General features: G+C 59.0%; 24 protein-coding genes and 1 pseudogene. 15 read left to right on the top strand and 10 right to left on the bottom strand.

Annotation, left to right across the window (positions count from 1 at the left end):
* Nucleotides 1–100: 100 nt before the first annotated feature.
* From OQ460_RS06125 to OQ460_RS06105, 5 genes are all read left to right on the top strand, one after another.
* Nucleotides 101–1555: a TrkH family potassium uptake protein gene (locus OQ460_RS06125; protein WP_410020973.1), complete on the top strand. Its 1455-nt coding sequence runs from the start codon at nucleotides 101–103 to the stop codon at nucleotides 1553–1555.
* A 283-nt stretch (nucleotides 1556–1838) separates the two neighbouring features.
* A complete protein-coding gene (locus tag OQ460_RS06120) occupies nucleotides 1839–2150 on the top strand; it encodes an Mpo1-like protein (protein ID WP_410020972.1) in 312 nt (103 codons plus the stop codon).
* 190 nt (nucleotides 2151–2340) lie between these two features.
* A complete protein-coding gene (locus tag OQ460_RS06115) occupies nucleotides 2341–2469 on the top strand; it encodes a hypothetical protein (RefSeq protein WP_410020971.1) in 129 nt (42 codons plus the stop codon).
* Nucleotides 2470–2551: 82 nt separating this feature from the next.
* A complete protein-coding gene (locus tag OQ460_RS06110) occupies nucleotides 2552–2734 on the top strand; it encodes a hypothetical protein (RefSeq protein WP_410020970.1) in 183 nt (60 codons plus the stop codon).
* 164 nt (nucleotides 2735–2898) lie between these two features.
* On the top strand, nucleotides 2899–4098 hold the full coding sequence (locus tag OQ460_RS06105) for an MFS transporter (protein ID WP_410020969.1): 1200 nt from the start codon (nucleotides 2899–2901) through the stop codon (nucleotides 4096–4098).
* Here the strand turns inward: OQ460_RS06105 and arfB are convergent.
* From arfB to OQ460_RS06090, 3 genes are all read right to left on the bottom strand, one after another.
* Nucleotides 4095–4508, bottom strand: a complete 414-nt coding sequence (gene arfB, locus OQ460_RS06100; protein WP_339530897.1) for an alternative ribosome rescue aminoacyl-tRNA hydrolase ArfB — start codon at nucleotides 4506–4508, stop codon at nucleotides 4095–4097. The genes OQ460_RS06105 and arfB overlap by 4 nt on opposite strands.
* 73 nt (nucleotides 4509–4581) lie before the next feature.
* Nucleotides 4582–5766, bottom strand: a complete 1185-nt coding sequence (locus OQ460_RS06095; protein ID WP_410020968.1) for a hypothetical protein — start codon at nucleotides 5764–5766, stop codon at nucleotides 4582–4584.
* A gap of 192 nt (nucleotides 5767–5958) precedes the next feature.
* A complete protein-coding gene (locus OQ460_RS06090) occupies nucleotides 5959–7380 on the bottom strand; it encodes an amino acid permease (RefSeq protein ID WP_410020967.1) in 1422 nt (473 codons plus the stop codon).
* A gap of 657 nt (nucleotides 7381–8037) precedes the next feature.
* On the opposite strand from OQ460_RS06090, the gene OQ460_RS06085 reads away from it, so the two are divergent.
* Both OQ460_RS06085 and OQ460_RS06080 read left to right on the top strand, forming a co-directional pair.
* Complete coding sequence (locus tag OQ460_RS06085) at nucleotides 8038–8175, top strand: hypothetical protein (protein WP_003175756.1); 138 nt, start codon at nucleotides 8038–8040, stop codon at nucleotides 8173–8175.
* 73 nt (nucleotides 8176–8248) lie between these two features.
* Nucleotides 8249–9208, top strand: a complete 960-nt coding sequence (locus OQ460_RS06080; RefSeq protein ID WP_410020966.1) for a leucyl aminopeptidase — start codon at nucleotides 8249–8251, stop codon at nucleotides 9206–9208.
* 130 nt (nucleotides 9209–9338) lie between these two features.
* Here OQ460_RS06080 and rluB read toward each other — a convergent pair whose 3' ends face one another.
* From rluB to OQ460_RS06050, 6 genes are all read right to left on the bottom strand, one after another.
* On the bottom strand, nucleotides 9339–10586 hold the full coding sequence (rluB, locus tag OQ460_RS06075; RefSeq protein ID WP_410020965.1) for a 23S rRNA pseudouridine(2605) synthase RluB: 1248 nt from the start codon (nucleotides 10584–10586) through the stop codon (nucleotides 9339–9341).
* A gap of 144 nt (nucleotides 10587–10730) precedes the next feature.
* Nucleotides 10731–10922: a DUF1289 domain-containing protein gene (locus OQ460_RS06070; RefSeq protein WP_410020964.1), complete on the bottom strand. Its 192-nt coding sequence runs from the start codon at nucleotides 10920–10922 to the stop codon at nucleotides 10731–10733.
* 64 nt (nucleotides 10923–10986) lie between these two features.
* Entirely contained in the window at nucleotides 10987–11916 is a 930-nt protein-coding gene (gene scpB / locus OQ460_RS06065; protein WP_410020963.1) for an SMC-Scp complex subunit ScpB, read from the bottom strand.
* Nucleotides 11917–11928: 12 nt separating this feature from the next.
* A complete protein-coding gene (locus tag OQ460_RS06060) occupies nucleotides 11929–12627 on the bottom strand; it encodes a segregation and condensation protein A (protein WP_181883260.1) in 699 nt (232 codons plus the stop codon).
* Nucleotides 12628–12747: 120 nt separating this feature from the next.
* The gene (locus tag OQ460_RS06055) at nucleotides 12748–13377 is read right to left on the bottom strand and encodes an L-threonylcarbamoyladenylate synthase (protein ID WP_410021937.1); all 630 of its coding nucleotides are present in this window, start codon (nucleotides 13375–13377) and stop codon (nucleotides 12748–12750) included.
* A gap of 13 nt (nucleotides 13378–13390) precedes the next feature.
* Nucleotides 13391–14254: a PHP domain-containing protein gene (locus OQ460_RS06050; RefSeq protein WP_410020962.1), complete on the bottom strand. Its 864-nt coding sequence runs from the start codon at nucleotides 14252–14254 to the stop codon at nucleotides 13391–13393.
* 87 nt (nucleotides 14255–14341) lie between these two features.
* Between OQ460_RS06050 and OQ460_RS06045 the strand changes: the two genes are divergently transcribed.
* From OQ460_RS06045 to OQ460_RS06020, 6 genes and pseudogenes are all read left to right on the top strand, one after another.
* The gene (locus OQ460_RS06045; RefSeq protein WP_410020961.1) at nucleotides 14342–14938 is read left to right on the top strand and encodes a septation protein A; all 597 of its coding nucleotides are present in this window, start codon (nucleotides 14342–14344) and stop codon (nucleotides 14936–14938) included.
* 1 nt (nucleotide 14939) lies between these two features.
* On the top strand, nucleotides 14940–15239 hold the full coding sequence (locus OQ460_RS06040) for a YciI family protein (protein ID WP_410020960.1): 300 nt from the start codon (nucleotides 14940–14942) through the stop codon (nucleotides 15237–15239).
* Nucleotides 15240–15420: 181 nt separating this feature from the next.
* A complete protein-coding gene (locus tag OQ460_RS06035; protein WP_410020959.1) occupies nucleotides 15421–16098 on the top strand; it encodes a response regulator transcription factor in 678 nt (225 codons plus the stop codon).
* A 176-nt stretch (nucleotides 16099–16274) separates the two neighbouring features.
* Nucleotides 16275–16736 (top strand): Spy/CpxP family protein refolding chaperone, encoded by a 462-nt coding sequence (locus OQ460_RS06030; protein ID WP_410020958.1) that lies wholly within the window; start codon nucleotides 16275–16277, stop codon nucleotides 16734–16736.
* Nucleotides 16737–16801: 65 nt separating this feature from the next.
* Nucleotides 16802–18145: a sensor histidine kinase gene (locus OQ460_RS06025; RefSeq protein ID WP_410020957.1), complete on the top strand. Its 1344-nt coding sequence runs from the start codon at nucleotides 16802–16804 to the stop codon at nucleotides 18143–18145.
* Nucleotides 18146–18185: 40 nt separating this feature from the next.
* Nucleotides 18186–19536, top strand: a pseudogene (locus OQ460_RS06020) (CoA transferase).
* Between the two features lie 13 nt (nucleotides 19537–19549).
* Here the strand turns inward: OQ460_RS06020 and arcD (OQ460_RS06015) are convergent.
* A complete protein-coding gene (arcD, locus tag OQ460_RS06015) occupies nucleotides 19550–20977 on the bottom strand; it encodes an arginine-ornithine antiporter (protein ID WP_410020956.1) in 1428 nt (475 codons plus the stop codon).
* A 449-nt stretch (nucleotides 20978–21426) separates the two neighbouring features.
* Here arcD (OQ460_RS06015) and arcD (OQ460_RS06010) point away from each other — a divergent pair, with 449 nt between their 5' ends.
* The gene (gene arcD, locus OQ460_RS06010) at nucleotides 21427–22854 is read left to right on the top strand and encodes an arginine-ornithine antiporter (protein ID WP_410020955.1); all 1428 of its coding nucleotides are present in this window, start codon (nucleotides 21427–21429) and stop codon (nucleotides 22852–22854) included.
* A 24-nt stretch (nucleotides 22855–22878) separates the two neighbouring features.
* The gene (gene arcA / locus OQ460_RS06005) at nucleotides 22879–24135 is read left to right on the top strand and encodes an arginine deiminase (protein WP_410020954.1); all 1257 of its coding nucleotides are present in this window, start codon (nucleotides 22879–22881) and stop codon (nucleotides 24133–24135) included.
* The last annotated feature ends 52 nt before the right edge of the window (nucleotides 24136–24187 follow it).

The following is a 24187-nucleotide window of genomic DNA, read 5'->3' as shown; positions in this document are numbered from 1 at the left end:
CCCGCTTTGCATTTCAGCCGTAGAGCCTTTGCAGCCCCCGGTTTACAAGCCCTGCGTCGCAGGTAGAATGGCGCCTCTTCCTGTTACCCGAGCGGAATTCATGGCGCTGCCGACCTTGCGGATCATTGGTTTCATCATCGGCATCTTCCTGATCACCCTCGCGATCGCCATGGTGGTGCCGATGGCGACCCTGGTGTTTTTCGAACGCACCAGCGATCTGCCGTCCTTTCTTTGGGCCAGCATGATCACGTTTATCGCAGGCCTGGCCCTGGTGATCCCCGGCCGGCCGGAGCATGTCAATCTACGCCCCAGGGATATGTACCTGCTGACTGTCAGCAGTTGGGTGGTGGTCTGCATCTTCGCCGCGCTGCCGTTCCTGCTGACTCAGCACATCAGCTACACCGACTCCTTCTTCGAAAGCATGTCCGGCATCACAGCCACCGGTGCCACAGTGCTCAGCGGCCTGGACACCATGTCACCGGGCATCCTCATATGGCGTTCGCTGCTGCACTGGCTCGGCGGCATCGGCTTTATCGCCATGGCGGTAGCGATCCTGCCGCTGCTGCGGATCGGCGGTATGCGCTTGTTCCAGACCGAATCCTCGGACCGCTCGGAAAAGGTCATGCCTCGCTCCCATATGGTGGCGCGGCTGATTGTCGCGTCGTATGTCGGGATTACCATCTTGGGCAGCCTGGCCTTCTGGTGGGCCGGCATGGGCCTGTTCGATGCGATCAACCATGCAATGTCGGCAATTTCCACCGGTGGTTTCTCCACCTCGGACCAATCCCTGGCCCACTGGCAACAGCCTGCAGTGCATTGGGTGGCCGTGGTGGTGATGATTCTGGGCAGCTTGCCATTCGCCCTGTATGTCGCCACCTTGCGCGGCAATCGCAAGGCGCTGATCAAGGACCAGCAAGTACAAGGCTTGCTCGCCATGCTGCTTGTAACCTGGCTGGTGCTTGGCAGTTGGTACTGGTGGACTACAGACCTGCATTGGCTGGAAGCCTTGCGCCACGTAGCGCTGAACGTCACGTCCATCGTGACCACCACCGGCTTCGCGCTTGGGGACTACAGCCTGTGGGGCAACTTCTCACTAATGTTGTTTTTCTACCTGGGTTTTGTCGGCGGCTGCTCGGGGTCTACAGCAGGCGGGATCAAGATCTTTCGCTTCCAGGTTGCCTATATCCTGCTCAAGGCCAACTTGAATCAACTGATTCACCCTCGGGCCGTGATCAAGCAGAAATATAATGGCCATCGCCTGGATGAAGAAATCGTCCGTTCGATCCTGACCTTCTCGTTCTTCTTTGCCATCACCATCTGCGTGATCGCCCTGGCCCTTTCGCTATTGGGCGTGGACTGGATGACCGCCCTGACCGGCGCAGCCAGCACTGTCTCCGGTGTGGGCCCGGGGTTGGGCGAGACCATCGGCCCGGCCGGCAACTTTGCCACTTTGCCGGACGCAGCCAAGTGGATTCTGTCCCTGGGCATGCTGCTGGGGCGACTGGAGATCATTACCGTGTTTGTGTTGTGTATCCCGGCATTCTGGCGGCACTGAGCCACAGCGCATGGAAGGCATGCCCGCAGGGCTTCAGATCCACCGGCTGATCACCCTGCGTCAGACATTGCACGGCTGCAAAACACGACCGGTCAACCAGTACCAATGCGCTGGCCAGAGAGGTCTCGGCGTTTTCAATGAAAGGCTTAAACGGCAGCCAGGAACCCAAGGGTACTAAACTGGCATCTATTGTCACTGGCCGTTACCGAGGATGACTCTAGACTCAGATAAGCTCCCCACCGAATATCGATTGGGTGGAACAACAAGCAGAGGGCAATCCGCTATGGAAAATGTCAGAAAGTTCAAAAGCTTCGCTGAGTTCTATCCGTATTACCTGAGTGAACACGGCAACAGCACTTGCCGACGCCTGCACTTTATCGGCACCAGTCTGGTGATTTTCATTTTTGCCTTCGCCGTCGGCAAAGGTGCCTGGTGGTTGCTACTGGCACTGCCGCTGGCTGGCTACAGTTTTGCGTGGGCAGGCCACTTCTTTTTTGAAAAGAACCGTCCGGCGACCTTTCAGCATCCGTTCTACAGCCTGCTGGGCGACTTCGTCATGTACCGCGACATGATCCTGGGCAAAGTACAGTTTTAAGCCCGTCACGCCATCAGTGAGCCGGCAGACCGTCGTGTGACGTTATGCCCCTTGCGCCTCATCGATGAAGGTTGATCCAGTGGGCGATAAAAAGTCTTTTTGTCATTTACAGTGCTGTATGCTGCCCGGGCTTTGTTAAAAGCGTGGAATACCTGCAATTCATCACCAGACCTTGCGAGGAGCGACGACGATGCACGAGATCCCTAATCTCCCCTTCCCAAGCCTGCACGAGACCGAGCAGCCAACCCCGCAACAGGCGAACGGCGACAAGCCAATGCCACAAGAAGCAGCACCCGTCGACAGCGAAAGCCAAGACTGACCGCATGACCCAGACCGTGTGGAAAGCGTGACATTGCGCGTTTTCCACACCGCCTGAAACACTCGCAGCAGAGACTCGCAACATGACCGACAACCCACAAACCAACCCTGACGACGCCTTGCTCGGCGCAGCCATGCAAATGGTCGATGTGTGGAGTCGCCTCAGCCCCGAAAAACAAGCGTTGCTGCTTAAACGCTTCGGTACCCAGGAAAATGCCCTGGCCGCCCTGGTCACTACCCGCCTGCTCAACCCCAGCGATAGCTGACAGCCGTCCTGACCTGGACGCCGGCGCAATCGCCCCTCTGCTGCACCAGCACTTGATCCCGTCACCGCTGATCCAGAGTTTTGTGTTTTACCGCGCGGCACAGTCCAAAGCGCCGGTATCATAAGCAGCCTATCTTTTTCTGCCGCGACAGTGGACCTTTCACCATGCCAGAAACCCAGCGCCCCATGGCGGTCACACTACAAGTCATTTCCATCGTTTTATTCACCTTTATCGGTTACTTGAATATCGGCATTCCCCTGGCCGTACTGCCAGGCTACGTCCACAGCGACCTTGGGTTTGGCGCAGTGGTGGCCGGCCTGGTGATCAGCGTGCAATACCTGGCCACGCTGCTGAGCCGACCTTACGCCGGCCGGATCATCGATAACCGTGGCAGCAAGCGCGCAGTGATGTATGGCTTGGCCGGCTGCGGCTTGAGCGGCGTGTTCATGCTGCTTTCGGCCTGGTTGACGAGCCTGCCCGCACTGAGCCTGGCCAGCCTGTTGATTGGCCGTCTAGTGCTGGGCAGCGCCGAAAGCCTGGTGGGTTCGGGGTCGATTGGCTGGGGCATCGGTCGGGTCGGTGCAGCTAACACCGCCAAAGTCATTTCCTGGAATGGCATCGCCAGCTACGGCGCCCTGGCCATTGGCGCACCGTTGGGGGTGCTGCTGGTCAGCCAACTGGGGCTGTGGAGCATGGGCGTGAGCATTATCTTGCTGGCGCTGCTGGGCTTGCTGCTAGCGTGGCCGAAGCTTGCGGCGCCGTTGGTCTCGGGCGAACGCTTGCCGTTCATGCATGTGCTGGGCCGTGTCCTGCCCCACGGCTGCGGACTGGCGTTGGGCTCCATTGGTTTTGGCACCATCGCCACCTTCATCACCCTGTACTACGCCACCCAGCACTGGGACAACGCCGTCCTGTGCCTGAGCCTGTTCGGTGCCAGCTTTATCGGCGCGCGTTTGTTGTTTGGCAGCCTGATCAACCGGATTGGCGGCTTTCGCGTGGCCATCGCCTGCCTGGCGGTGGAGACCCTGGGCCTGTTGTTACTGTGGTTGGCGCCGAGCGCTGAATTGGCGCTGGCCGGTGCAGCCTTGAGCGGGTTCGGCTTTTCCCTGGTGTTTCCTGCACTGGGCGTGGAAGCGGTCAACCTGGTACCGGCTTCCAGCCGTGGTGCGGCGGTGGGGGCCTATTCGCTGTTTATCGACCTGTCGTTGGGCATCACCGGACCGTTGGCCGGCGCAGTTGCGGCAGGCTTTGGCTTTGCTTCGATCTTCTTGTTCGCCGCTCTGGCCGCCTTCGGTGGGCTATTGCTGAGCGTGTATCTATACCGACAGGCGCCCAAGTACCGCAAAGAACGCGACACCGGCTAGAAGTCCACCTTGCCACGCCCGGCCTTGATGCTGCCGCGCTTGGTCTTGGATTCCAGGCGCCGCTTTTTCGACCCCAGGGTCGGTTTGGTGGGACGACGTTTTTTCTCCACCTTGGTCGCGCTGAGAATCAACTCCACCAAGCGCTCCAGGGCATCGGCGCGGTTCTGCTCCTGGGTCCGGTATTGCTGGGCCTTGAGCACCAGCACCCCTTCGCTGGTGATACGACTGTCGCGCAGCGCCAGCAATCGCTCCTTGTAGAACGGTGGCAGAGATGACGCCGGGATGTCGAACCGCAGGTGCACCGCGCTGGAAACCTTGTTGACGTTCTGGCCGCCGGCGCCCTGGGCGCGAATGGCCGTCAACTCGATCTCGGCGTCGGGCAGATGCACGTTGTTGGAAATCACCAGCATGGAAAGCAGGTCCGCGATTCGATAGGGTCAATCAGGATACGCGAATGAACCCCTGCCATGTATGGGCTTGCGGTTAGCGCTGCTTATCCACGTCTGACAGGCGCTCTTGCTTGAAGGCCGTCTCCAGCATCACTTGCGCCAGCCGGGTCGAACGGATCATGGCGTTGCGATCCGTGGGTTTTTCATCGTTCAGTGTCATCTCGACCCCCGTCACGACTTCAGGAAAGGAGTGGGAAAAGATCATCACAGGCTCGACTTTCTTCGCGGACAGACCGTGTAATTCTCCCCTCATCTTGTCGTAGAACGACTGGGCATTGTCTGTGACCTGTTGGCGCATCAAGTGAAATACCAATCCCATCATTGCCGCCCGACCTTCTTTTGCCTCCATTCCATTCGGCCACATCGGTTGTTGTTGCAATTCGGCGGCATGCCGAAGCGTAGACGCAACATCCGAAGCGCCACCCGATGTTCCCAGCATGACCGGCACGCCTAACTGATCGCGAATCCGAGTGCCCAGATCGTTACGCAGGTCCGTACCGTGGGGACTGGTGAAATGATGGGTCTTCACACCATCGACGACTCTGTTGGAGCCAACTCGGTGCGTGACGGTGTAGGTGTCCAGGTCGGCAAGCATCGCATCCTGGCCCTTCATCGCCTCGGCCATGGCTTTTATGCCAAACGCCATTTCCGCCCCTTGCTGCGCATCCTCACGGGTCAGTGGCCCTTGCTCGCCCTTGACCAGCATGGCGTGCAGTTGTTTCATCCCCAGATACAATCCACCTTTGCCCTCACCCGCCAATAAAACGCGGTTTGGGTCATTGCTTGGGGCCAACAGCTCTTTATGCAATTGCTCGCGAAATGCCGGATCGACCTGGGCATTCATCCACAACCCGCGAACCAGATGAACCATGTGCGAAGACAGCTGTGACACCTTCGAGTCGTCACGTTGCAGATCTTTTTCAACACCCAGGCAAATCGCCATTTCGGACTCTATGTGTTTGAAGAAATGCTTTGCCCGACGCTCAAGGCTCTCTTTATTCTCATAGTTCGAATTTTGCAGCGTGTGTTTGACGAATGCCTGTACCAACGAGTTTGCATCGGCAGCGGAGTAGTTTTTCCCGGCGATGGACACACCGGTATGGGGTGTTTCCTGCGCAGATTCGGCGTCCTGATCCTGCTTGCGGGCATGAGTGAGTGAAAGCTGGTCTATATCGGCAGAAAAAGCAGGCTGGTTCGACACGCAAGCAGAAACACGCATAACTCAACTCCCGAACTATCAAATAGGAAAAGTCCGGCCCACGAGGCCAGTTCTCCTATGTGGCTCACGTCGGTACGCGGTTCCTCAACTCACAATACAAGCTGTAACAACAGGCCAGGGCGGCGCAGAAGTTTTGGTCGGCCCCAAAAAAACCCGGGACATGCCCGGGTTTTTTTCTTTATTGGCAGTGACTTACTTTACCGCCTGACTCTGTACAGAGAGATAGGCTCGAGACTTTTGCTTGCTCTTGAAGTAGTAGCACACCCCCATGAACACCACCCACACCGGGATCGCATACACCGAGATCCGGATCCCCGGAATCATCAGCATGACACCCAGGATAAACACCACGAATGCCAGGCATACGTAGTTGCCATAGGGGTACCACAACGCCTTGAACAACGGCACCTGGCTGGTGCGGTTCATGTGCTGGCGGAACTTGAGGTGAGAAAAGCTGATCATTGCCCAGTTGATCACCAACGTGGCCACCACCAGGGACATCAGCAGTTCCAACGCGTGTTGCGGGATCAGGTAGTTCAACAGCACCGCCACCAACGTGACCGCCGCTGATGCCATGATCGAGCGCACCGGCACGCCGCGCTTGTCGATCTTCGCCAACGCCGCCGGCGCATCACCCTGCTCGGCCATGCCCAGCAACATGCGGCTGTTGCAATACGTGCCGCTGTTGTACACCGACAGCGCGGCGGTCAGGACCACGAAGTTGAGGATGTGCGCGGCGGTGTTGCTGCCCAGCATCGAGAACACCTGGACAAACGGGCTGCCGCTGTAGGCGTCGCCGGAGGCGTTCAAGGTTACCAGCAGGCTGTCCCAGGGGATCAGCGACAACAACACCACCAGGGCGCCGATGTAGAAAATCAGAATGCGGTAGATCACCTGGTTGATGGCCTTGGGGATAACGGTGCGTGGCTTGTCGGCTTCTGCGGCCGTAAAGCCGAGCATTTCCAGGCCTCCAAAGGAGAACATGATGAATGCCATGGCCATCACCAAACCGCCGACGCCATGGGGGAAGAACCCGCCGTGCTCCCACAGGTTGCTCACCGAAGCCTGGGGCCCGCCGGTGCCGCTGACCAACAGGTAGCTGCCCAGGGCGATCATGCCGACGATGGCCACGACCTTGATGATCGCGAACCAGAATTCAGCTTCGCCGAACACCTTGACGTTGGCCAGGTTGATCACATTGATCAGCACGAAAAACGCTGCGGCCGAGACCCAGGTCGGAATCTCCGGCCACCAGTAATGCACATACTTGCCGACGGCCGTCAGCTCTGACATACCCACTAGGATGTACAGGATCCAGCAGTTCCAGCCTGACAAAAAGCCAGCGAAACCGCCCCAGTATTTGTGGGCAAAGTGGCTGAACGAACCAGCCACCGGCTCTTCGACGATCATCTCGCCCAACTGGCGCATGATCATGAAGGCGATGAAGCCGCAAATGGCATACCCCAGGATCATCGACGGGCCGGCTGACTTCAGCACCCCCGCCGAGCCCAGGAACAGGCCGGTACCGATCGCGCCACCGAGGGCGATCAATTGGATATGACGATTCTTAAGGCCGCGCTTCAGTTCGCCTGAATGCGAGTTGGGTCCACTCATGAAAAGGGTCTCACGCAAGGTTTGATGATGTTCATTGCACGTTGCTGCTTTGACAGTCGACTCAAGCAGCGCCGATCAAACCCCAGCGCAGGCACCAGGAGTCCAGCGTTTCTCTAACGGTCATGCGTCACCTGTTTGTTTTTATCTGTGACGAAATCGAACCCGTCCGGCTTATGGCCAGGCGGAGTTAACAAGGCGGATAGCCTTGAAGGTTGGCCTTTTGCGTAGATACGCAAGGGGGTCACAGTAAAACGCGGCGCATTGTACACCGCTCGACCGGTTCGGGCCGAGCCTCTACCGGATCGTCCGTCTGATGTCAGGTTTTTCTTACAGCAACAACAGGTTGACGTTGACCCTTTGATCACGGGTGAGATTCGTCAACTTTACGTTACAGCGCGGCATATATCCCTGACACCTGAGCCAAAGACTTCAGATAACGAGAAATTGACAGTAGGTCTTTGCCTAGTGATAAACCCCGACAGTTGACTGTTTTCCCTTGATAAAAAATATCGGCAAAAGAACAGAACAAAAAATCCAAATGAAACCATGTCAATAAATTTTTTGCATTTGGAAACACTCTCACCTAGGTTCTTTCCACTTGCCTGGCGAAGCCGCCAGCAAGGTTTCTCTCAAACAACGTCCTCTAGGAGATTCACCATGCAAGCACTGGAAAACGACCTGGAAACCGAACTGCAACTCGACGATTGGTTTGAAGCGCCGACCCATGAGGCCGCCGTTGAAATGATGCAAGCCGATGCCGTCGTACCTTTCGGCACCGCGATGTGGCCTTTCTAAAAAACCGGCAGGAATTCGGCAGGTGCAGTGCACTGCATCTGCCTCCTTACCCAGGCACAAAAGGACACACGTCATGGACAAGGCCCGCGCCGTCGAACATTTTCTCTACTACCTCGCCCATCACCCGGCTCTCAGCGGCCTGAGCCGCCCCTCAGTGCTGCTGGGCCATACCGAACGCTACGACGCCATCGCCCAGGCGATCACCCACGGTAGCGCAGCCCGCTTCAATTTCCAGGTGAAGCGTCTGGACCTGGCCTCCAGCCCAAGCCTGGTCCAGGCCATTGAAGACTGCGACCTGTACCTGTTTATGTATGACGCCTCGACCTTGCCCAACCCACGTGCCGAAGGGCCGGATTTTATCCGCGCCTTACAAGGGGTGATGGCCGAGCACTGGAAGAAATCCCTGCTGCTCAAGGATTACGGCGATTACTTCTACGACACTTTCAGCGTCGAGCCCCAGCGGATTGCCGACCTGAACGCCACGCTGATCCGCCGTATGTCCCAAGCCACGCGGCTAAGCTTTACCGATCAGCACGGCTCGTGCCTGGAAGCGCCGATGAGCAGCATCAAGAAGTGGACCAATATCAACGGCATCGGCAACCACGACCTGGCGCCCGGCGAAATTGCCACCCATAGCGAAGCCATCAACGGTCAGGTCAGGTTTGTCGGTACTTTTCTCAGCACCATTCCCTTTGCGCGCAAATACGGCGTGCTGCAATCACCGCTGGAACTGTGGATCGAGAACTCAACGATTTGCAGTGTGTCCAGTGAAGTACCGGGGTTGGCGGATGACTTCAACAAATACCTGAACGCCAACCCGTCCAACCGTCGTGTGGAGGAGTTGGGGATTGGCACCAATGAAGGGGTCAAGGACCTGTATGCGCGCAATGCCGGGTTTGAAGAGCGCCACTGTGGTTTGCACCTGGGTTTGGGCGGCGGGCAGAAAGGCAGTCATCACCTGGATTTGATCTTTGCCAGTGGTGTATTGGCGCTGGATGACAAACCGGTATTTGATGGGGCGTTTGTGTTCTAGACACTGATTTCAAGACCAATGGAGACCAAATATGGGAGCGGGATTGCACGCTCCCACATTTTTGACCTTATTCCAAGGCATAAAAAAACGCCAACCCGAGGGTTGGCGTTTTTGTGCCGCGCTTAAAACATCACTGCGGCTTCTTGCGACCAAAACCAGGACGCTGACCGGAACCGGCCGGTGCGCCACGGCGCTTGCCCGACGGCTCGTCTGCTACCAGTTTCAGGCCTGGGCGCTTTTTCGGCGCAGGCTTGGCTGGGCGCTTGGTGTTGGCGCTGTCGGCCGGACGATCCGTCGCCGGTGCACCACGGCCTGACTCACCACGGTTACTGCGACCACCGCTTGGCGCCTCACCACGAGCCGCAGGGCGCGGCGTGCGTGGAGCACGTTCGCCGTCCTGGCGTGCAGGTGCCGATGGACGACGCTCGCCTTCAATATGCGGCTGACGGGAAATACGCCCGCCAGTAGCCGGCGCATCCAGCGCCGGACGCACAGTGCGAGCCACGCGTTCAGTACGGGCCACTGGGCGCGACGACTTACGCTGCATGCGCTCCAGCTTGTCTTTGCTCTTGGCATTCATCTGCGGCATGGCCACAGGCGTCAGGCCAACTTCAGCACTCAGAATGTCGACTTCGTACTGGCTCATTTCGCGCCAGCGGCCCATCGGCAGGTCGGAGTTGAGGAATACCGGACCAAAACGCACACGCTTCAGGCGGCTGACCACCAGGCCCTGGGACTCCCACAAGCGACGCACTTCACGGTTACGGCCTTCCATCACCACGCAGTGGTACCAATGGTTGAAGCCTTCGCCGCCTGGCGCCTGCTTGATGTCGGTAAAGCGAGCCGGGCCGTCTTCCAGTACAACACCGGCCTTGAGGCGCTCGATCATCTCGTCATCGACTTCGCCACGAACACGCACGGCGTATTCGCGATCCATTTCGTAGGACGGGTGCATCAGACGATTGGCCAGTTCACCGTCAGTGGTGAACATCAGCAAACCGGTGGTGTTGATATCGAGACGGCCGATGTTGATCCAGCGACCTTCTTTGGGCTTAGGCATCTTGTCGAACACGGTCGGACGGCCTTCCGGGTCGTCACGTGTGCAGATCTCGCCGTCGGGCTTGTTGTACATGATGACGCGGCGCACCGACTCGGCGGCCTCTTCACGCTTGATGACCTTGCCATCAATGGTGATCGCATCATGCAGATCGACGCGCTGGCCCAAGGTGGCTTCGACGCCATTGACCTTGATGCGCTTCTGGGTGATCCAGGCTTCTACGTCACGGCGCGAGCCGACGCCGATACGGGCGAGGACTTTCTGCAGCTTTTCGCCTGCGGGGCCGATTTCCTGGCTGTCGTTCTGGTCTTGGTCAATCATCTTAAGCACCTCCCGGTGTGTCGATTCAGGCGTGGCCTGAAGAGTATTCAAATCTGGGTCTTGGGCGAACGCATCGCCAAAGGGTCGCGAATCATACGCTCATGCCGCGCTTTGCGCATCAGAGAGTAGTCGATATGTGCCCGCTCATTTGCTTTTCCGCCGACCGGTGGCGCCCAGGGCGATCAATCGCAGATGGGCCTCGGCGAGAACCGCGCGCTTGTCGGTCTTGTCGAGCTTCTTCCAGGCGCGAATCTCGCGCTTGCTGCGACCGCAGCCGACGCAGATGTCGTCGCTGAATTTGCAGATGCTGATGCAGGGGTCTTTGGTCGAACTCATATGCATTCTCCCTGGCGACGGCAATCAAATGTGTGGGCTTGCTCGCTCCCACAGGGGTCCGGCATTAGTCTTCCTGCTGGCGCCGCTCGGCCTCGATCGCTTCAGCCAGCGCCCGGGCTTCATCTTCTTCGTCGCTCAGCGGCGGCTGTTCGAGGGCGGCGACGGCGGCCAGCAGTTTTTCGCGGGCCTGGGCAGCGCCGAGGATATCTTCCTCGGGTTCAGGCTCTGAGATGGTTGGCAGCGCTTCAACGTTCATCTGCGTTTCAGGCTCGGCCGCACCATCTCGCAACAGGTCATCAAAATCAGTCTTGAGCCCCTCCTCCATATCATCGAGCTCCAGCAATAACGTGTGGAAGCTGGTTTCATCCTTGGGTTCTTCCGGCTCGGCGCTGGCATCAGCCAGTTCCTGCAGCCCGGCCGGCACCGGCGCATCGTCGAAATCCAGGACCGGTTCGGCCTCGATCTCACGCAGTTCGGCCAAGGGTGGCAGATCGTCGAGGTTTTTCAGGTTGAAGTGGTCTAGAAACACTTTGGTGGTAGCAAACATTGCCGGTTTACCGGGCACATCGCGGTAACCGACGATGCGGATCCACTCACGCTCAAGCAGCGTCTTGACGATATGACTGTTGACTGCCACGCCCCGCACATCTTCGATCTCGCCACGGGTGATGGGTTGGCGGTAGGCAATCAACGCCATGGTCTCGAGCATCGCCCGCGAATAGCGTTGCGGGCGCTCTTCCCACAAGCGCCCAACCCAAGGCGAAAATTTCTCGCGAATTTGCAGGCGGTAGCCCGAGGCGACTTCCCTCAACTCAAACGCACGACCATCGCAGGACTTGCGCAGGATCTCCAGCGCCTTCTTGAACACCGGTGGTTCCGGACGCTCGGCCTCCTCGAACAGTTCGAACAGGCGCTCCAGTGATTGCGGTTTGCCCGAGGCCAACAGGAAGGCTTCCAGCAACGGAGCCAGTTCGCGGGGTTCAGTCAGATTCATCGATTCAGCTCTTTATTCGGCTCGCGCCCGCACGTGGATAGCTGCGAAAGGCTCATTCTGCACCAGCTCGACCAAGGATTCCTTGACCAACTCGAGGACTGCCATAAATGTCACCACTACCCCCAGGCGCCCTTCCTCGGCCGTAAACAGCTCGACAAACGGCACAAAACCGCCGCCCTTGAGGCGCTCCAGGACGTCGCTCATACGCTCGCGAGTGGATAAGGCTTCGCGGCTGACCTGGTGGCTTTCAAACATATCTCCACGGCGCAGTACCTCGGCCATGGACATCAGCAATTCTTCCAGACTCACGTCCGGCAGCAATTTACGTGCGCGCGCTTCAGGTGCGTCAAGCTTGGGCACTACCACATCCCGACCAACCCGGCTCAAGCCGTCAATACCTTCGGCGGCGGCCTTGAAACGCTCGTACTCCTGCAAGCGGCGGATCAGTTCGGCTCGCGGATCGTCTTCTTCCGCTTCCACGGTCTCCGAGCGCGGCAACAGCATTCGCGACTTGATCTCCGCAAGCATTGCGGCCATCACCAGGTATTCGGCGGCCAGTTCCAGGCGCACCGACTGCATCAACTCGACATAGCCCATGTACTGGCGGGTGATTTCCGCCACCGGGATATCGAGGATGTTGATGTTCTGCTTGCGAATCAAATACAGCAGCAAGTCCAGCGGGCCTTCAAACGCCTCAAGAAACACTTCCAGGGCATCCGGCGGAATGTACAGGTCCAGCGGCATTTCCATGACCGCCTGGCCGTAGACCATGGCAAAAGGCAGTTCCTGCTGGGCACCAGCCTGGCTGTCGACGGTTTCAACGACCGACATTCAAGCCTCGACCATGAATGGAGCCGGATCGCCACAACCTACACGCACCACTTCGGGCTCGCCATCGGACAGGTTGATCACGGTGGAGGCCTTGCCGCCGCCGAAACCGCCGTCGATGATCAGGTCCACCTGCTTCTCCAGCAGTTGGCGCATTTCGTAGGGGTCCTCAAGTGGCTCGGCGTCACCAGGCATGATCAGCGATACGCTCATCAGCGGTTCACCCAGCTCTGCCAGCAATGCCAGGGCAATCGGATGCTCCGGCACGCGCAGGCCTATCGTGCGTTTCTTGGGGTGCAGCAGCAGGCGCGGGACTTCCCGGGTGGCGTTCAGGATAAAGGTGTAAGGCCCCGGCGTGTGCGCCTTGAGCAGGCGGAAAGTACCGGTGTCGACCTTGGCGAACAAGCCCAACTGCGACAGATCGCTGCAAATCAGTGCAAAGTTGTGATTCTTGTCCAGGTCCCGCAAGCGTCGTACTCGCTCCACTGCATTCTTGTCGCCAATCTGGCAACCGATTGCGTAGGAGGAGTCTGTTGGATAGATCACCACGCCGCCGGCGCGAATAATCTCAACCGCCTGTTTGATCAGGCGCGCTTGTGGGTTTTCCGGATGAATCTGGAAAAATTGACTCACGTTCTCTACCTGTTCAAACGCTGGGAGTAATGGGGTCATGCTTGAATCGCCCCGACAAGAGCGGCAAATCGTCCGGGACCGGACGATATTCGCCAATCTCGGACCAGCCACCCGGGCCATGAAAATCACTGCCGGCAGTCACCAGCAGGCCAAATTCACGGGCAAGTATCGACAGACTGCCAACCTGCTCGGCAGGTTGATGCCCGTTGACCACCTCGATGGCGTGGCCACCCGCTTCAATATAGTCGCCAATCAGTTTTCGGCGCTTGCTGCGGGTGAAATCGTAATGCCAGGGATGCGCCAGGCTGACCCAGGCCCCAGACGCCCGCAGGGTAGCAACGGTGTCCTCCAGGGTCGGCCAATGCAGCTTGACGTCTCCCAACTTGCCGGCCCCCAGCCATTTACGGAACGCCTCGGCCCGATCCTTCACATAACCTTCGCGCACCATCCAGTCTGCAAAATGCGGACGGGCCGGGGCATTGCCGCTGTCACCCAGCTCCTGCTGGATGGCACGTGCGCCGGCAAGCGCGTCGGGCATGCCCTTGAGGGCCAGCTTGCGACTTATTTCTTCGGACCGCAGCCAGCGGCCATCGTGCAATTTGGCGATGGCCTCCACCAGCGGCGGGGACTTGACGTCGAAGCCGTAGCCCAGGACATGAATGGTGGCGCCGCCCCAAGTGCAGGACAGCTCAACGCCGTTGACCAGTTGCATTCCCAACTCGGCGGCGGCAATACGTGCCTCCGCCAGGCCCTCAAGGGTATCGTGATCAGTCAGCGACAAGACTCGCACGCCTTTTTCAAATGCACGCGCAACCAATACCGCTGGCGCCAGGGCGCCGTCGGAGGCCGTGCTGTGGCAGTGCAGATCGACATTCACGGAAGTGTGTAACCTCAAGTCAGCTGGCGCTTTCGCTACCAAGGATGTTTGGTATTATGCCGTCACATCCGGCTTCTGGCTCTTACTGTGAAACAATTCATCGACTTCATCCCGCTGTTGCTGTTCTTCATTGTCTACAAACTCGACCCACGAATCATCGATATCGGTGGCCACGAGCTATCGTTCGGTGGCATCTACAGTGCCACGGCGATGCTGATCATCAGCTCCTTGGTGGTCTACGGTGCAATCTTCATCTCCCAGCGCAAGCTGGAAAAAAGCCAATGGCTGACCCTGATCGCGTGCCTGGTCTTTGGCAGCCTGACCCTGGCGTTCCACAGCGAAACCTTCCTTAAATGGAAAGCCCCAGTGGTCAACTGGCTGTTCGCCCTGGCCTTTATTGGCAGCCACTTCGTCGGCGATCGCCTGCTGATCAAGCGAATCATGGGCCACGCATTGACCCTGCCGGAGCCGATCTGGACCCGCCTGAACATTGCGTGGATCGTGTTTTTCCTGTTCTGCGGTGCGGCCAACCTTTTCGTTGCCTTTACTTTCCAGAGCTACTGGGTCGACTTCAAGGTCTTCGGCAGCCTGGGCATGACCGTGGTATTCCTGGTCGCGCAAGGCATCTACCTGTCGCGCCATCTGCATGACACCGATGCAACCACGCCAAAAACCGAGGACTGACATGCTCTACGCCATCATTGCCACCGACGTCGCCAATTCCCTGGAAAAGCGCCTGTCCGTACGTCCGGCTCACGTCGAGCGCCTGAAGCAACTACAGGCCGAAGGGCGCATCGTGCTGGCCGGCCCTCACCCCGCCGTCGACAGCAATGACCCGGGAGAGGCCGGTTTCACTGGCAGCCTGATCGTTGCCGAGTTTGCGTCCCTGGCCGATGCCCAGACCTGGGCCAAGGCCGACCCCTATGTGGCGGCAGGCGTGTATGCCGAAGTCATGATCAAACCGTTCAAACAAGTCCTGCCTTGATCTGGATGACGCCGGGCTTACCCGGTCCGGCGCACTCCTGATCGTTCAATGTTCCCGGTGGTCTGGTCACGACATTCTGAATGTTCGTGTGGCATCAGGTGCTCCGATGCGCTTGAGTCAGTTATGTCTGTGGGCAGTGGCGGGCACCGGCGTCGTCGACAATGGCTAAATCGAGTGAGTCATGAGCGAGCTGTTACTGATAGATGATGACCAGGAGCTGTGTGAGCTGCTGACCAGTTGGCTGAACCAGGAAGGCTTCCAGGTGCGTGCCTGCCATGATGGCGTGAGTGCTCGCAAGGCCCTGGCCGACGCGGCACCCGCGGCGGTGGTACTGGACGTGATGCTGCCCGACGGCAGCGGCCTGGAACTGCTCAAGCAACTGCGTGCCGACCACCCTGACCTGCCGGTGCTGATGCTCTCGGCCCGCGGCGAGCCGCTGGACCGGATTCTCGGCCTGGAACTGGGAGCCGACGATTACCTGGCCAAGCCGTGCGATCCTCGCGAACTGACTGCGCGTTTGCGGGCGGTATTACGCCGTAGCCATCCGCCCGCCGTCTCGACCCAACTGGAGTTGGGTGACCTGTGCTTCAGCCCGGTTCGCGGCGTGGTCACCATCGACAACCAGGAGCTGACCCTCACGCTTTCCGAAAGCCGTCTGCTGGAAGCCTTGCTGCGCCAGCCGGGCGAGCCGCTGGACAAACAGGAACTGGCGCAAATCGCCCTGGGCCGCAAGCTGACCCTGTACGATCGCAGCCTGGACATGCACGTCAGCAACCTGCGCAAGAAAATCGGCCCGCACCCCGATGGCCGCCCCCGTATCGTCGCGTTGCGCAGCCGCGGTTATTATTATTGCCTTTGAAGAAGCGGCAAGGTTCAAGCCGCAAGTTGGAGCGACTCGCTTGCAGCTTGCCGCTTGAACCTTACAACTGCCCCCTTCCCTTACCAAAACTTTACGCTGCGCTGACGGCGGCTGACCTTGATCTCCTTAATCTACTCACATCCGGACTCACCGGAACCGAGACAAGGAGAAATACCATGCGCAAGACCCTGATCGCTCTGATGTTCGCTGCAGCCCTGCCAACCGTTGCCATGGCCATGCCTGAAGGTGCGGGCCACAAAGGTGGCCCTGAAGGGCACATGATGGGTGGCCCGGCTCACGCTGGTGAACACGGCATGCGCGGCAAAGGCGGCCCTTTCGGTCAACTGGACCTGAGCCGCGAACAGCGCCAGCAGATCGGCAAATTGATGGGCGAACAACGTGAAGGTCGCCAACAACTGGTCAAGAAATACCTGGATAAACTACCGACCGCCGAGCAAAAAGCCATGAAAGACGAAATGGCCGCAGCCAAGCAGAAAACCCAGGCGGATATCCGCGCCCTGCTTAAACCTGATCAACAGAAGAAATTCGACGAGATCGCCAAGAAACGCGCCGAGCGTCGTGCTGAATGGCAACAGTTCCAGGCCTGGAAGGCGCAACAACCGCAAAAAGCGCAATAATGGGTTAGCTATCTCCCAGCCCAGCGGCCCGAGCCGCTGGGCTTTTTCTGTCTGAGGGTTTTCCTGTGCGTTCACTTTTCTGGCGCATTCTTGCCAGCTTCTGGCTGGCTATCGCCCTGGTTGCCGGGCTATCGATCTTGCTGGGGCACATGCTCAATCAAGACGCCTGGATCCTCAGCCGCCATCCTGGTCTCAAGGACCTTGCCCAAGAGTGGACCCAGCTTTACGAAACCCAAGGCGAAGACGCTGCGCAAGAGTTGCTGCGACAGCGCAAGCGCCAGTACCACGTCGATGTACAGGTGCTGAACGAAAGCGGTGATCCAGTGGTGCGTGGCACCTTCCCGCGCCGGGCCGCCGCGTTCGAGGCCCGGCAAGGCGACAGCCATGACAGACCCTTGCCCTGGCGGCGCCTGACGGCTGAATACACCAGTGAAAAAACCGGTGAAACCTACCTGCTGATCTATCGGATTGCACACCCGGAGCTGGATGCCTGGCACCGCAGCAGCCTGCTTTGGCCGTTGAGCGCGCTGGCCATTGCATTGGTGGTGCTGACGCTGTTCAGCCTGCTGGTGACACTGTCGATCACCCGCCCCCTCAGCCGTTTGCGCGGCGCGGTACACGACCTCGGCCAGGCCACTTATCAGCAAAACAGCCTGGCACGCCTGGCCAACCGTCGCGATGAGTTCGGCGTATTGGCCACCGATTTCAACCGCATGGGCGCACGCCTGCAAAGCCTGATCGGCAGTCAACGCCAGTTACTGCGCGATGTTTCCCACGAACTGCGCTCGCCGCTGGCACGCTTGCGTATCGCCTTGGCCCTGGCGGAACGCGCCACTCCCCAGGCACGGGAGAAGCTCTGGCCACGCCTGACCCTTGAATGTGACCGGCTGGAGGCTTTGATCAGCGAGATTCTGGTGCTGGCCAGGGTCGACGCCGACAATGCCAGCGCCGAAGAAATTGACCTGACCCTGCTGCTCAAGACCCTGCAAAAAGACGCTCGACTCGGCGCGCCGGACCAGGTGGTGCAGCTTCACGCCGAGCCCGCGCTGGCACTCAAGGGCTGGCCACACATGATCGAACGAGCGCTGGATAATCTGCTGCGCAATGCCCAGCGTTTCAACCCACCAGGCCAGCCGATTGAAGTACACGCCCGGCGCCAGGATGAACACATTGTGGTCAGCGTGCGCGATCATGGTTCTGGCGTAGAAACCGCGCACCTGAGCCAATTGGGCGAACCGTTTTACCGCGCCCCAGGGCAAACCGCCCAAGGCCACGGCCTGGGCCTGGCCATTGCCCGGCGTGCGGCGGAGCGCCACGGCGGTATTCTGATCCTGGCGAACCATGCCGATGGCGGATTTATCGCCACCCTGGATTTGCCGCTGGAACCTGGGGTTGCCGCACACCCCTGAAGATCTTCTATGATGGCCCTTCTCTTACGGAGGGCCTTCGATGACTGACCTGCTCACTCCCATCCAAGCTGCACTCGATCTGCCCATCTGCGCACTGACCACCACCGAAGCCGGCGCCCTGTCCTCGAGCTTTGCGGTAACCGATCTGGCCTGCGCCAGTATCGGCGCGGCAGGCCAGGCCGTCGCCCAACTGCTGCGCCAGGAAACCGGACGTTTGCCTGCGGTCTCGGTGGATCGACGTCTGGCGTCGTTCTGGTTCTCCAGTTCATTGCGCCCCGTTGGTTGGACAGTGCCGCCATTGTGGGACCCGATCGCCGGCGACTATGCCACCACCGACGGCTGGATTCGCCTGCACACCAACGCCCCCCCATCATCGTGCCGCCGCCGAAAAGGTGCTGGGGGAACTCGCTGACCGTCAGGCCACGGCCCGCCAAGTTGCCAAATGGAACGCCGCCGAGCTGGAACAGGCAGTTATCGATGTCGGTGGCTGTGCGGCGCAGATGCGTACATGGCAAGACTGGCAGGCTCATCCCCAAGGACGCGCAGTCAGTCAGGAACCCTTGGTCGCGCGACAGACCTTTGATGCCAACCGCGAACAGCCCTGGCTCGGCTCCGTGGCCAGGCCTTTGACGGGTATCAATGTGCTGGACCTGACTCGCGTATTGGCCGGCCCCGTAGCCAGTCGATTCCTCGCCGGCCTTGGCGCCAACGTACTGCGCATCGACGCCCCTGACTGGAACGAACCAGGGGTGATACCCGAAATGACCCTGGGTAAACGCTGCACCCGCCTGAACCTGAAAAAGCCCGACGACCGGAGAATCTTCGAAGGCCTGCTCAAGCACACCGACATTCTGCTCCACGGTTACCGCGCCGATGCCCTGGAGCAACTCGGCTACGGCGCTGCACAGTTGCAACAGCGCGCTCCCGGCCTGATCGACATCAGCCTCAACGCTTATGGCTGGAGCGGCCCGTGGCGCAATCGCCGCGGCTTCGACAGCCTGGTGCAGATGAGCTGCGGTATCACCCACGCAGGCATGCAGTACAAACTGGCCGACAAACCCGTCCCGCTGCCCCTGCAGGCGCTGGACCACGCCACCGGCTACCTGATGGCAGCCAGTGCAATACAGGCACTGAGCGAACGCTTGAAAACCGCACGCGGCGGTTCAGCGCAGCTATCGCTGGCCCGCACCGCCAAACTGTTGGTGGCGGCCGGACAAGGTGTCGAGCAACCGCTGCTGCGAGCCGAAGAACCGGTCGATCAGGGCATGCTGGTGGAGCAAACCGCCTGGGGCCCCGCCCATCGATTGTTGGCCCCGGTGACCATTACAGGTACGCCGCTGCAATGGGATTTGCCGGCAGGCGAACTGGGCTCACACCGACCCCAGTGGTGAGCGCCCAGTGCTGTCAAAACGTCAACATGCCGTTGTACAGCCCGTACGCTGCCAGGCACGCTCCGACAATCACACAACTGAAGATGCCTTTTTCCAGCGCGGTAAACACCGGCAGGCCCTGCTCGCGCTTGGCCTGGGCAAACAGAATCACGCCCGGCGCGTACAGCAAGGCCGACAGCAGCAAGTACTTCAAGCCACCGGCATACAACAGCCACACGGCGTACCCCAGCGCAATGACGCCAATCAGTAAATCCTTGAGTCGCTCACCCTGGGCGTTCTCGTAGGTTTCACCGCGTCCACAGAGCAACACCGCATAAGCCGCCGACCATAGATACGGCACCAGGATCATCGATGAAGCCAGGTAAATCAGCGTGGTATAGGTGCTGGCCGAAAACAGGGTGATCACCAGGAAAACCTGGATCATCACATTGGTCAACCACAAGGCATTGACCGGCACATGGTTGGCGTTGGCCTTTTTCAGGAATGCCGGCATCGTCTTGTCATGGGCTGTCGCATACAGAATTTCGGCGCAGAGCAACGCCCAGGACAACAGCGCGCCAAGCAGCGACACCGCCAGGCCGATACTGATCAACAACGCCCCCCAGGGCCCGACGATATGCTCCAGCACACCGGCCAAGGATGGGTTTTGCAAGTTGGCCAGCTCTGGCTGGCTCATGATCCCCAACGACAGCACATTGACCAGCACCAACAGCGCCAGCACACCGAGAAAACCGATCAGCGTGGCCCGCCCGACATCCGAGCGTTTCTGCGCCCGCGCCGAGTAAACACTGGCGCCCTCGATGCCGATGAAGACAAACACCGTGACCAGCATCATGTTGCGTACCTGGTTCATTACGCTGCCCAAATCCGGGTTGCCCAGGCCCCAGATATCGCGGGTAAATACCTCGGCCTTGAACGCCACTGCGGCGATAACGATGAACATCAGCAACGGCACGACCTTGGCCACGGTGGTGATCTGGTTGATAAAGGCCGCTTCCTTGATCCCGCGCACCACCAGAAAATGCACAGCCCATAACAACAGCGACGCGCAACCGATGGCCACCGGCGTATTGCCTTGGCCGAATACCGGAAAGAAATAGCCCAGCGTGCTGAACAGCAGCACGAAGTAGCCGACGTTGCCCATCCAGGCACTGATCCAGTAGCCCCAGGCGGACGAAAAACCCATGTAGTCGCCAAAACCTGCCTTGGCGTAGGCGTACACACCAGCATCCAGATCCGGTTTGCGATTGGCCAGGGTCTGGAACACAAACGCCAGGGTCAACATGCCCACGGCGGTGATTGCCCAGCCGATCAGCACCGCCCCCACTTCCGCCCGGGCCGCCATGTTCTGCGGCAGGGAAAAGATCCCGCCACCAATCATCGAACCCACGACCAGGGCGACAAGGGCACCGAGTCGAAGCTTTTGCACCGGTTGCGACATGCAAACTCCTGGGATTAATGACCGTTATAAAGTTAACAATCGCGCGCGCTAGTTTAGCGATAACGCCGGGCGTTTATTAGCTACAGCGAATAAAAATGAATGCCTCATAACTCAATGGCATTAAAGTTATTCGAGTCTAGACAAATTTGATTTTTAGATAGGGAGCATCGGAGACCTAAATAAGAGCTCGCGGGCAAAACAGGTTCAGAAAACTTGCGTATTACACAAAGCGGTCTAGCGTCAAACCTCCATCGTTCTGCGAAAGCTGTCTGACAATAATAAAGGAGACGCTCTGCAACAAGCTTTTCCAGAAACTCACTTGCACCCGATGCTTAACCGCAAGTCATTAATTCACAATGGAATGTGCCAATGAAGTGATCTGAGTCAGCTGTTTGAATAGCGCACGGATTTATTCTGTGGTCTCTCTTCTCCTGCATTGGAGTCACGCAATGTCTGATTCTCCCGGAAAACTTCGATTAGGCGCTCTGGTTGCACTTGTCGTGGGTTCGATGATTGGTGGCGGGATCTTTTCCCTGCCGCAAAACATGGCCGCCAGTGCCGATGTAGGCGCGGTGTTAATTGGTTGGGTCATCACAGCGGTGGGTATGTTGACCCTGGCGTTCGTGTTCCAGACCCTGGCCAATCGCAAACCGGATCTGGACGGCGGCGTCTATGCCTACGCCAAGGCCGGCTTTGGCGACTATATGGGCTTTTCGTCCGCCTGGGGCTACTGGATCAGTGCCTGGCTGGGCAACGTTGGCTATTTCGTGCTGCTGTTCAGCACCCTGGGCTACTTTTTTCCGATCTTCGGTGAAGGCAACACCCCGGCGGCGGTGATCGGCGCCTCGATATTGCTGTGGGCCGTGCATTTTCTGGTGCTGCGCGGGATCAAGGAAGCGGCCTTTATTAACCTGGTGACCACCGTCGCCAAAGTCGTACCGCTGGTACTGTTTGTGTTGATCGCGCTCTTCGCGTTCAAGTTGGACATCTTCACCGCTGACATCTGGGGCATGAAAAACCCGGATCTGGGCAGCGTAATGGACCAGGTGCGCAACATGATGCTGGTCACCGTCTGGGTATTTATCGGTATCGAAGGCGCAAGTATTTTCTCGTCCCGTGCCGAAAAACGTTCCGACGTCGGCAAGGCCACGGTCATCGGTTTTATTACCGTGTTGTTGTTTCTGATGCTGGTGAACGTCTTGTCCCTGGGGATCATGACCCAGCCGGAATTGGCCAAGCTGCAGAACCCGTCGATGGCAGCCGTGCTGGAACATGTGGTCGGCCACTGGGGCGCGGTGCTGATCAGCGTCGGCTTGATCATCTCGCTGTTGGGTGCGTTGCTGTCTTGGGTGCTGCTGTGCGCGGAGATCATGTTCGCCGCCGCCAAGGACCACACCATGCCGGAGTTCCTGCGCAAGGAGAACGCCAACCATGTACCGGTCAATGCCCTGTGGCTGACCAACGCGATGGTGCAGATTTTCCTGGTGATCACCCTGTTTTCCGCCAGCACCTACCTGTCACTGATCTACCTCGCCACCTCGATGATCCTGGTGCCCTACCTGTGGTCGGCAGCCTACGCGCTGCTGCTGGCAGTGCGCGGCGAGACCTACGAAACCGCCCTGGCCGAACGCAGGAAAGACCTGTTGATCGGCGCCATTGCGTTGGTCTACGCGGTCTGGCTGTTGTACGCCGGCGGCACTAAATACCTGCTGCTGTCCGCCCTGCTCTATGCCCCTGGCGCGATTCTGTTCGCCAAGGCCAAGCGTGAACTGGGCAAACCGATTTTCACCAACGTCGAGAAGCTGATTTTCGCCGCAGTGGTCATTGGCGCCCTGGTGGCGGCCTATGGGCTCTACGACGGTTTCCTGACTTTATAACTTTCGTTCATTGGAGGATCTGTAATGACCACCGAAAAAGTTAAGTACGGCGTACATTCCGAAGCCGGCAAACTGCGCAAAGTCATGGTGTGCTCCCCAGGGTTGGCCCATCAGCGGCTGACCCCCAATAACTGCGACGAGCTGTTGTTCGATGACGTGCTCTGGGTCGCCCAGGCCAAGCGTGACCATTTCGACTTCGTCACCAAGATGCGTGAGCGGGACATCGATGTGCTGGAGATGCACAACCTGTTGACCGACATCGTCGCCATCCCTGAAGCGCTGGACTGGATCCTGGAGCGCAAGGTCACTGCCGACATGGTCGGCCTGGGCCTGGTCAACGAAGTGAGTTCGTGGCTGCGCAGCCTGGAACCACGCAAGATCGCCGAGTTTTTGATCGGTGGCGTCTCCGCCGATGACCTGCCGGACAGCTTTGGTGGCAAGACTATCGAGATGTTCCGCGACTTCCTCGGCCACTCCAGCTTCATTCTGCCGCCGCTGCCCAACACTCAGTTCACCCGCGACACCACGTGCTGGATCTATGGCGGGGTAACGCTCAACCCCATGTACTGGCCAGCGCGACGCCAGGAAACCCTGCTGGCCGCCGCCATCTACAAATTCCATCCTGAGTTCACTAACGCAGACTTCCAGATCTGGTACGGCGACCCCGACGAGCAGCACGGCAACGCCACCCTTGAGGGCGGTGACGTAATGCCAATTGGCAATGGCGTGGTATTGATCGGCATGGGCGAGCGTTCGTCCCGCCAGGCCATCGGCCAACTGGCGCTGAATCTGTTCAAGAACAAGGCAGTGGAACGCGTGATCGTCGCCGGCCTGCCAAAATCCCGCGCCGCCATGCACCTGGACACCGTATTCAGTTTCTGCGACCGCGACCTTGTGACCATCTTCCCTGAAGTGGTCAGCCAGATCGTCGCCTTCAGCCTGCGCCCTGACGAAAGCAAACCCGGCGGCATCGACGTGCGCCGCGAAGACACGAGCTTCCTCGACACCGTGGCCGCCGCGCTGAACCTGAAAACCCTGCGCGTGGTCGAGACCGGCGGCAACAGCTTCGCCGCCGAGCGCGAACAATGGGATGACGGCAACAACGTGGTGGCCGTGGAGCCTGGCGTCGTGATCGGTTACGACCGCAACACCTACACCAACACTCTGCTGCGCAAGGCCGGCGTGGAAGTCATCACCATCAGCGCCGGCGAACTGGGTCGTGGCCGTGGCGGCGGCCACTGCATGACCTGCCCGATCATCCGCGACCCGATCGACTATTGATTTCCAGACCTTGGCCGCCGCTCATAAGGCGCCGGCCAAGGGGATAACCTAA

It is taken from the genome of Pseudomonas imrae, assembly GCF_046352735.2.
Taxonomy (GTDB): domain Bacteria; phylum Pseudomonadota; class Gammaproteobacteria; order Pseudomonadales; family Pseudomonadaceae; genus Aquipseudomonas; species Aquipseudomonas imrae.
This window is presented reverse-complemented; position numbering and strand designations above follow the sequence as displayed.

Bases quoted from the DNA above. Each gene is read 5' to 3' on its own strand.
- arcA (WP_410020954.1), top strand. From the start codon at position 22,879: ATGACCACCGAAAAAGTTAAGTACGGCGTACATTCCGAAGCCGGCAAA.
- arcD (WP_410020956.1), bottom strand. From the start codon at position 20,977: ATGTCGCAACCGGTGCAAAAGCTTCGACTCGGTGCCCTTGTCGCCCTG.
- rluB (WP_410020965.1), bottom strand. From the start codon at position 10,586: ATGATTGACCAAGACCAGAACGACAGCCAGGAAATCGGCCCCGCAGGC.
- OQ460_RS06110 (WP_410020970.1), top strand. From the start codon at position 2,552: ATGACCGACAACCCACAAACCAACCCTGACGACGCCTTGCTCGGCGCA.
- OQ460_RS06030 (WP_410020958.1), top strand. From the start codon at position 16,275: ATGCGCAAGACCCTGATCGCTCTGATGTTCGCTGCAGCCCTGCCAACC.
- scpB (WP_410020963.1), bottom strand. From the start codon at position 11,916: ATGAATCTGACTGAACCCCGCGAACTGGCTCCGTTGCTGGAAGCCTTC.
- OQ460_RS06090 (WP_410020967.1), bottom strand. From the start codon at position 7,380: ATGAGTGGACCCAACTCGCATTCAGGCGAACTGAAGCGCGGCCTTAAG.
- OQ460_RS06070 (WP_410020964.1), bottom strand. From the start codon at position 10,922: ATGAGTTCGACCAAAGACCCCTGCATCAGCATCTGCAAATTCAGCGAC.
- OQ460_RS06125 (WP_410020973.1), top strand. From the start codon at position 101: ATGGCGCTGCCGACCTTGCGGATCATTGGTTTCATCATCGGCATCTTC.
- OQ460_RS06115 (WP_410020971.1), top strand. From the start codon at position 2,341: ATGCACGAGATCCCTAATCTCCCCTTCCCAAGCCTGCACGAGACCGAG.
- OQ460_RS06085 (WP_003175756.1), top strand. From the start codon at position 8,038: ATGCAAGCACTGGAAAACGACCTGGAAACCGAACTGCAACTCGACGAT.
- OQ460_RS06040 (WP_410020960.1), top strand. From the start codon at position 14,940: ATGCTCTACGCCATCATTGCCACCGACGTCGCCAATTCCCTGGAAAAG.
- OQ460_RS06120 (WP_410020972.1), top strand. From the start codon at position 1,839: ATGGAAAATGTCAGAAAGTTCAAAAGCTTCGCTGAGTTCTATCCGTAT.
- arfB (WP_339530897.1), bottom strand. From the start codon at position 4,508: ATGCTGGTGATTTCCAACAACGTGCATCTGCCCGACGCCGAGATCGAG.
- OQ460_RS06105 (WP_410020969.1), top strand. From the start codon at position 2,899: ATGCCAGAAACCCAGCGCCCCATGGCGGTCACACTACAAGTCATTTCC.
- OQ460_RS06095 (WP_410020968.1), bottom strand. From the start codon at position 5,766: ATGCGTGTTTCTGCTTGCGTGTCGAACCAGCCTGCTTTTTCTGCCGAT.
- OQ460_RS06035 (WP_410020959.1), top strand. From the start codon at position 15,421: ATGAGCGAGCTGTTACTGATAGATGATGACCAGGAGCTGTGTGAGCTG.
- OQ460_RS06080 (WP_410020966.1), top strand. From the start codon at position 8,249: ATGGACAAGGCCCGCGCCGTCGAACATTTTCTCTACTACCTCGCCCAT.
- arcD (WP_410020955.1), top strand. From the start codon at position 21,427: ATGTCTGATTCTCCCGGAAAACTTCGATTAGGCGCTCTGGTTGCACTT.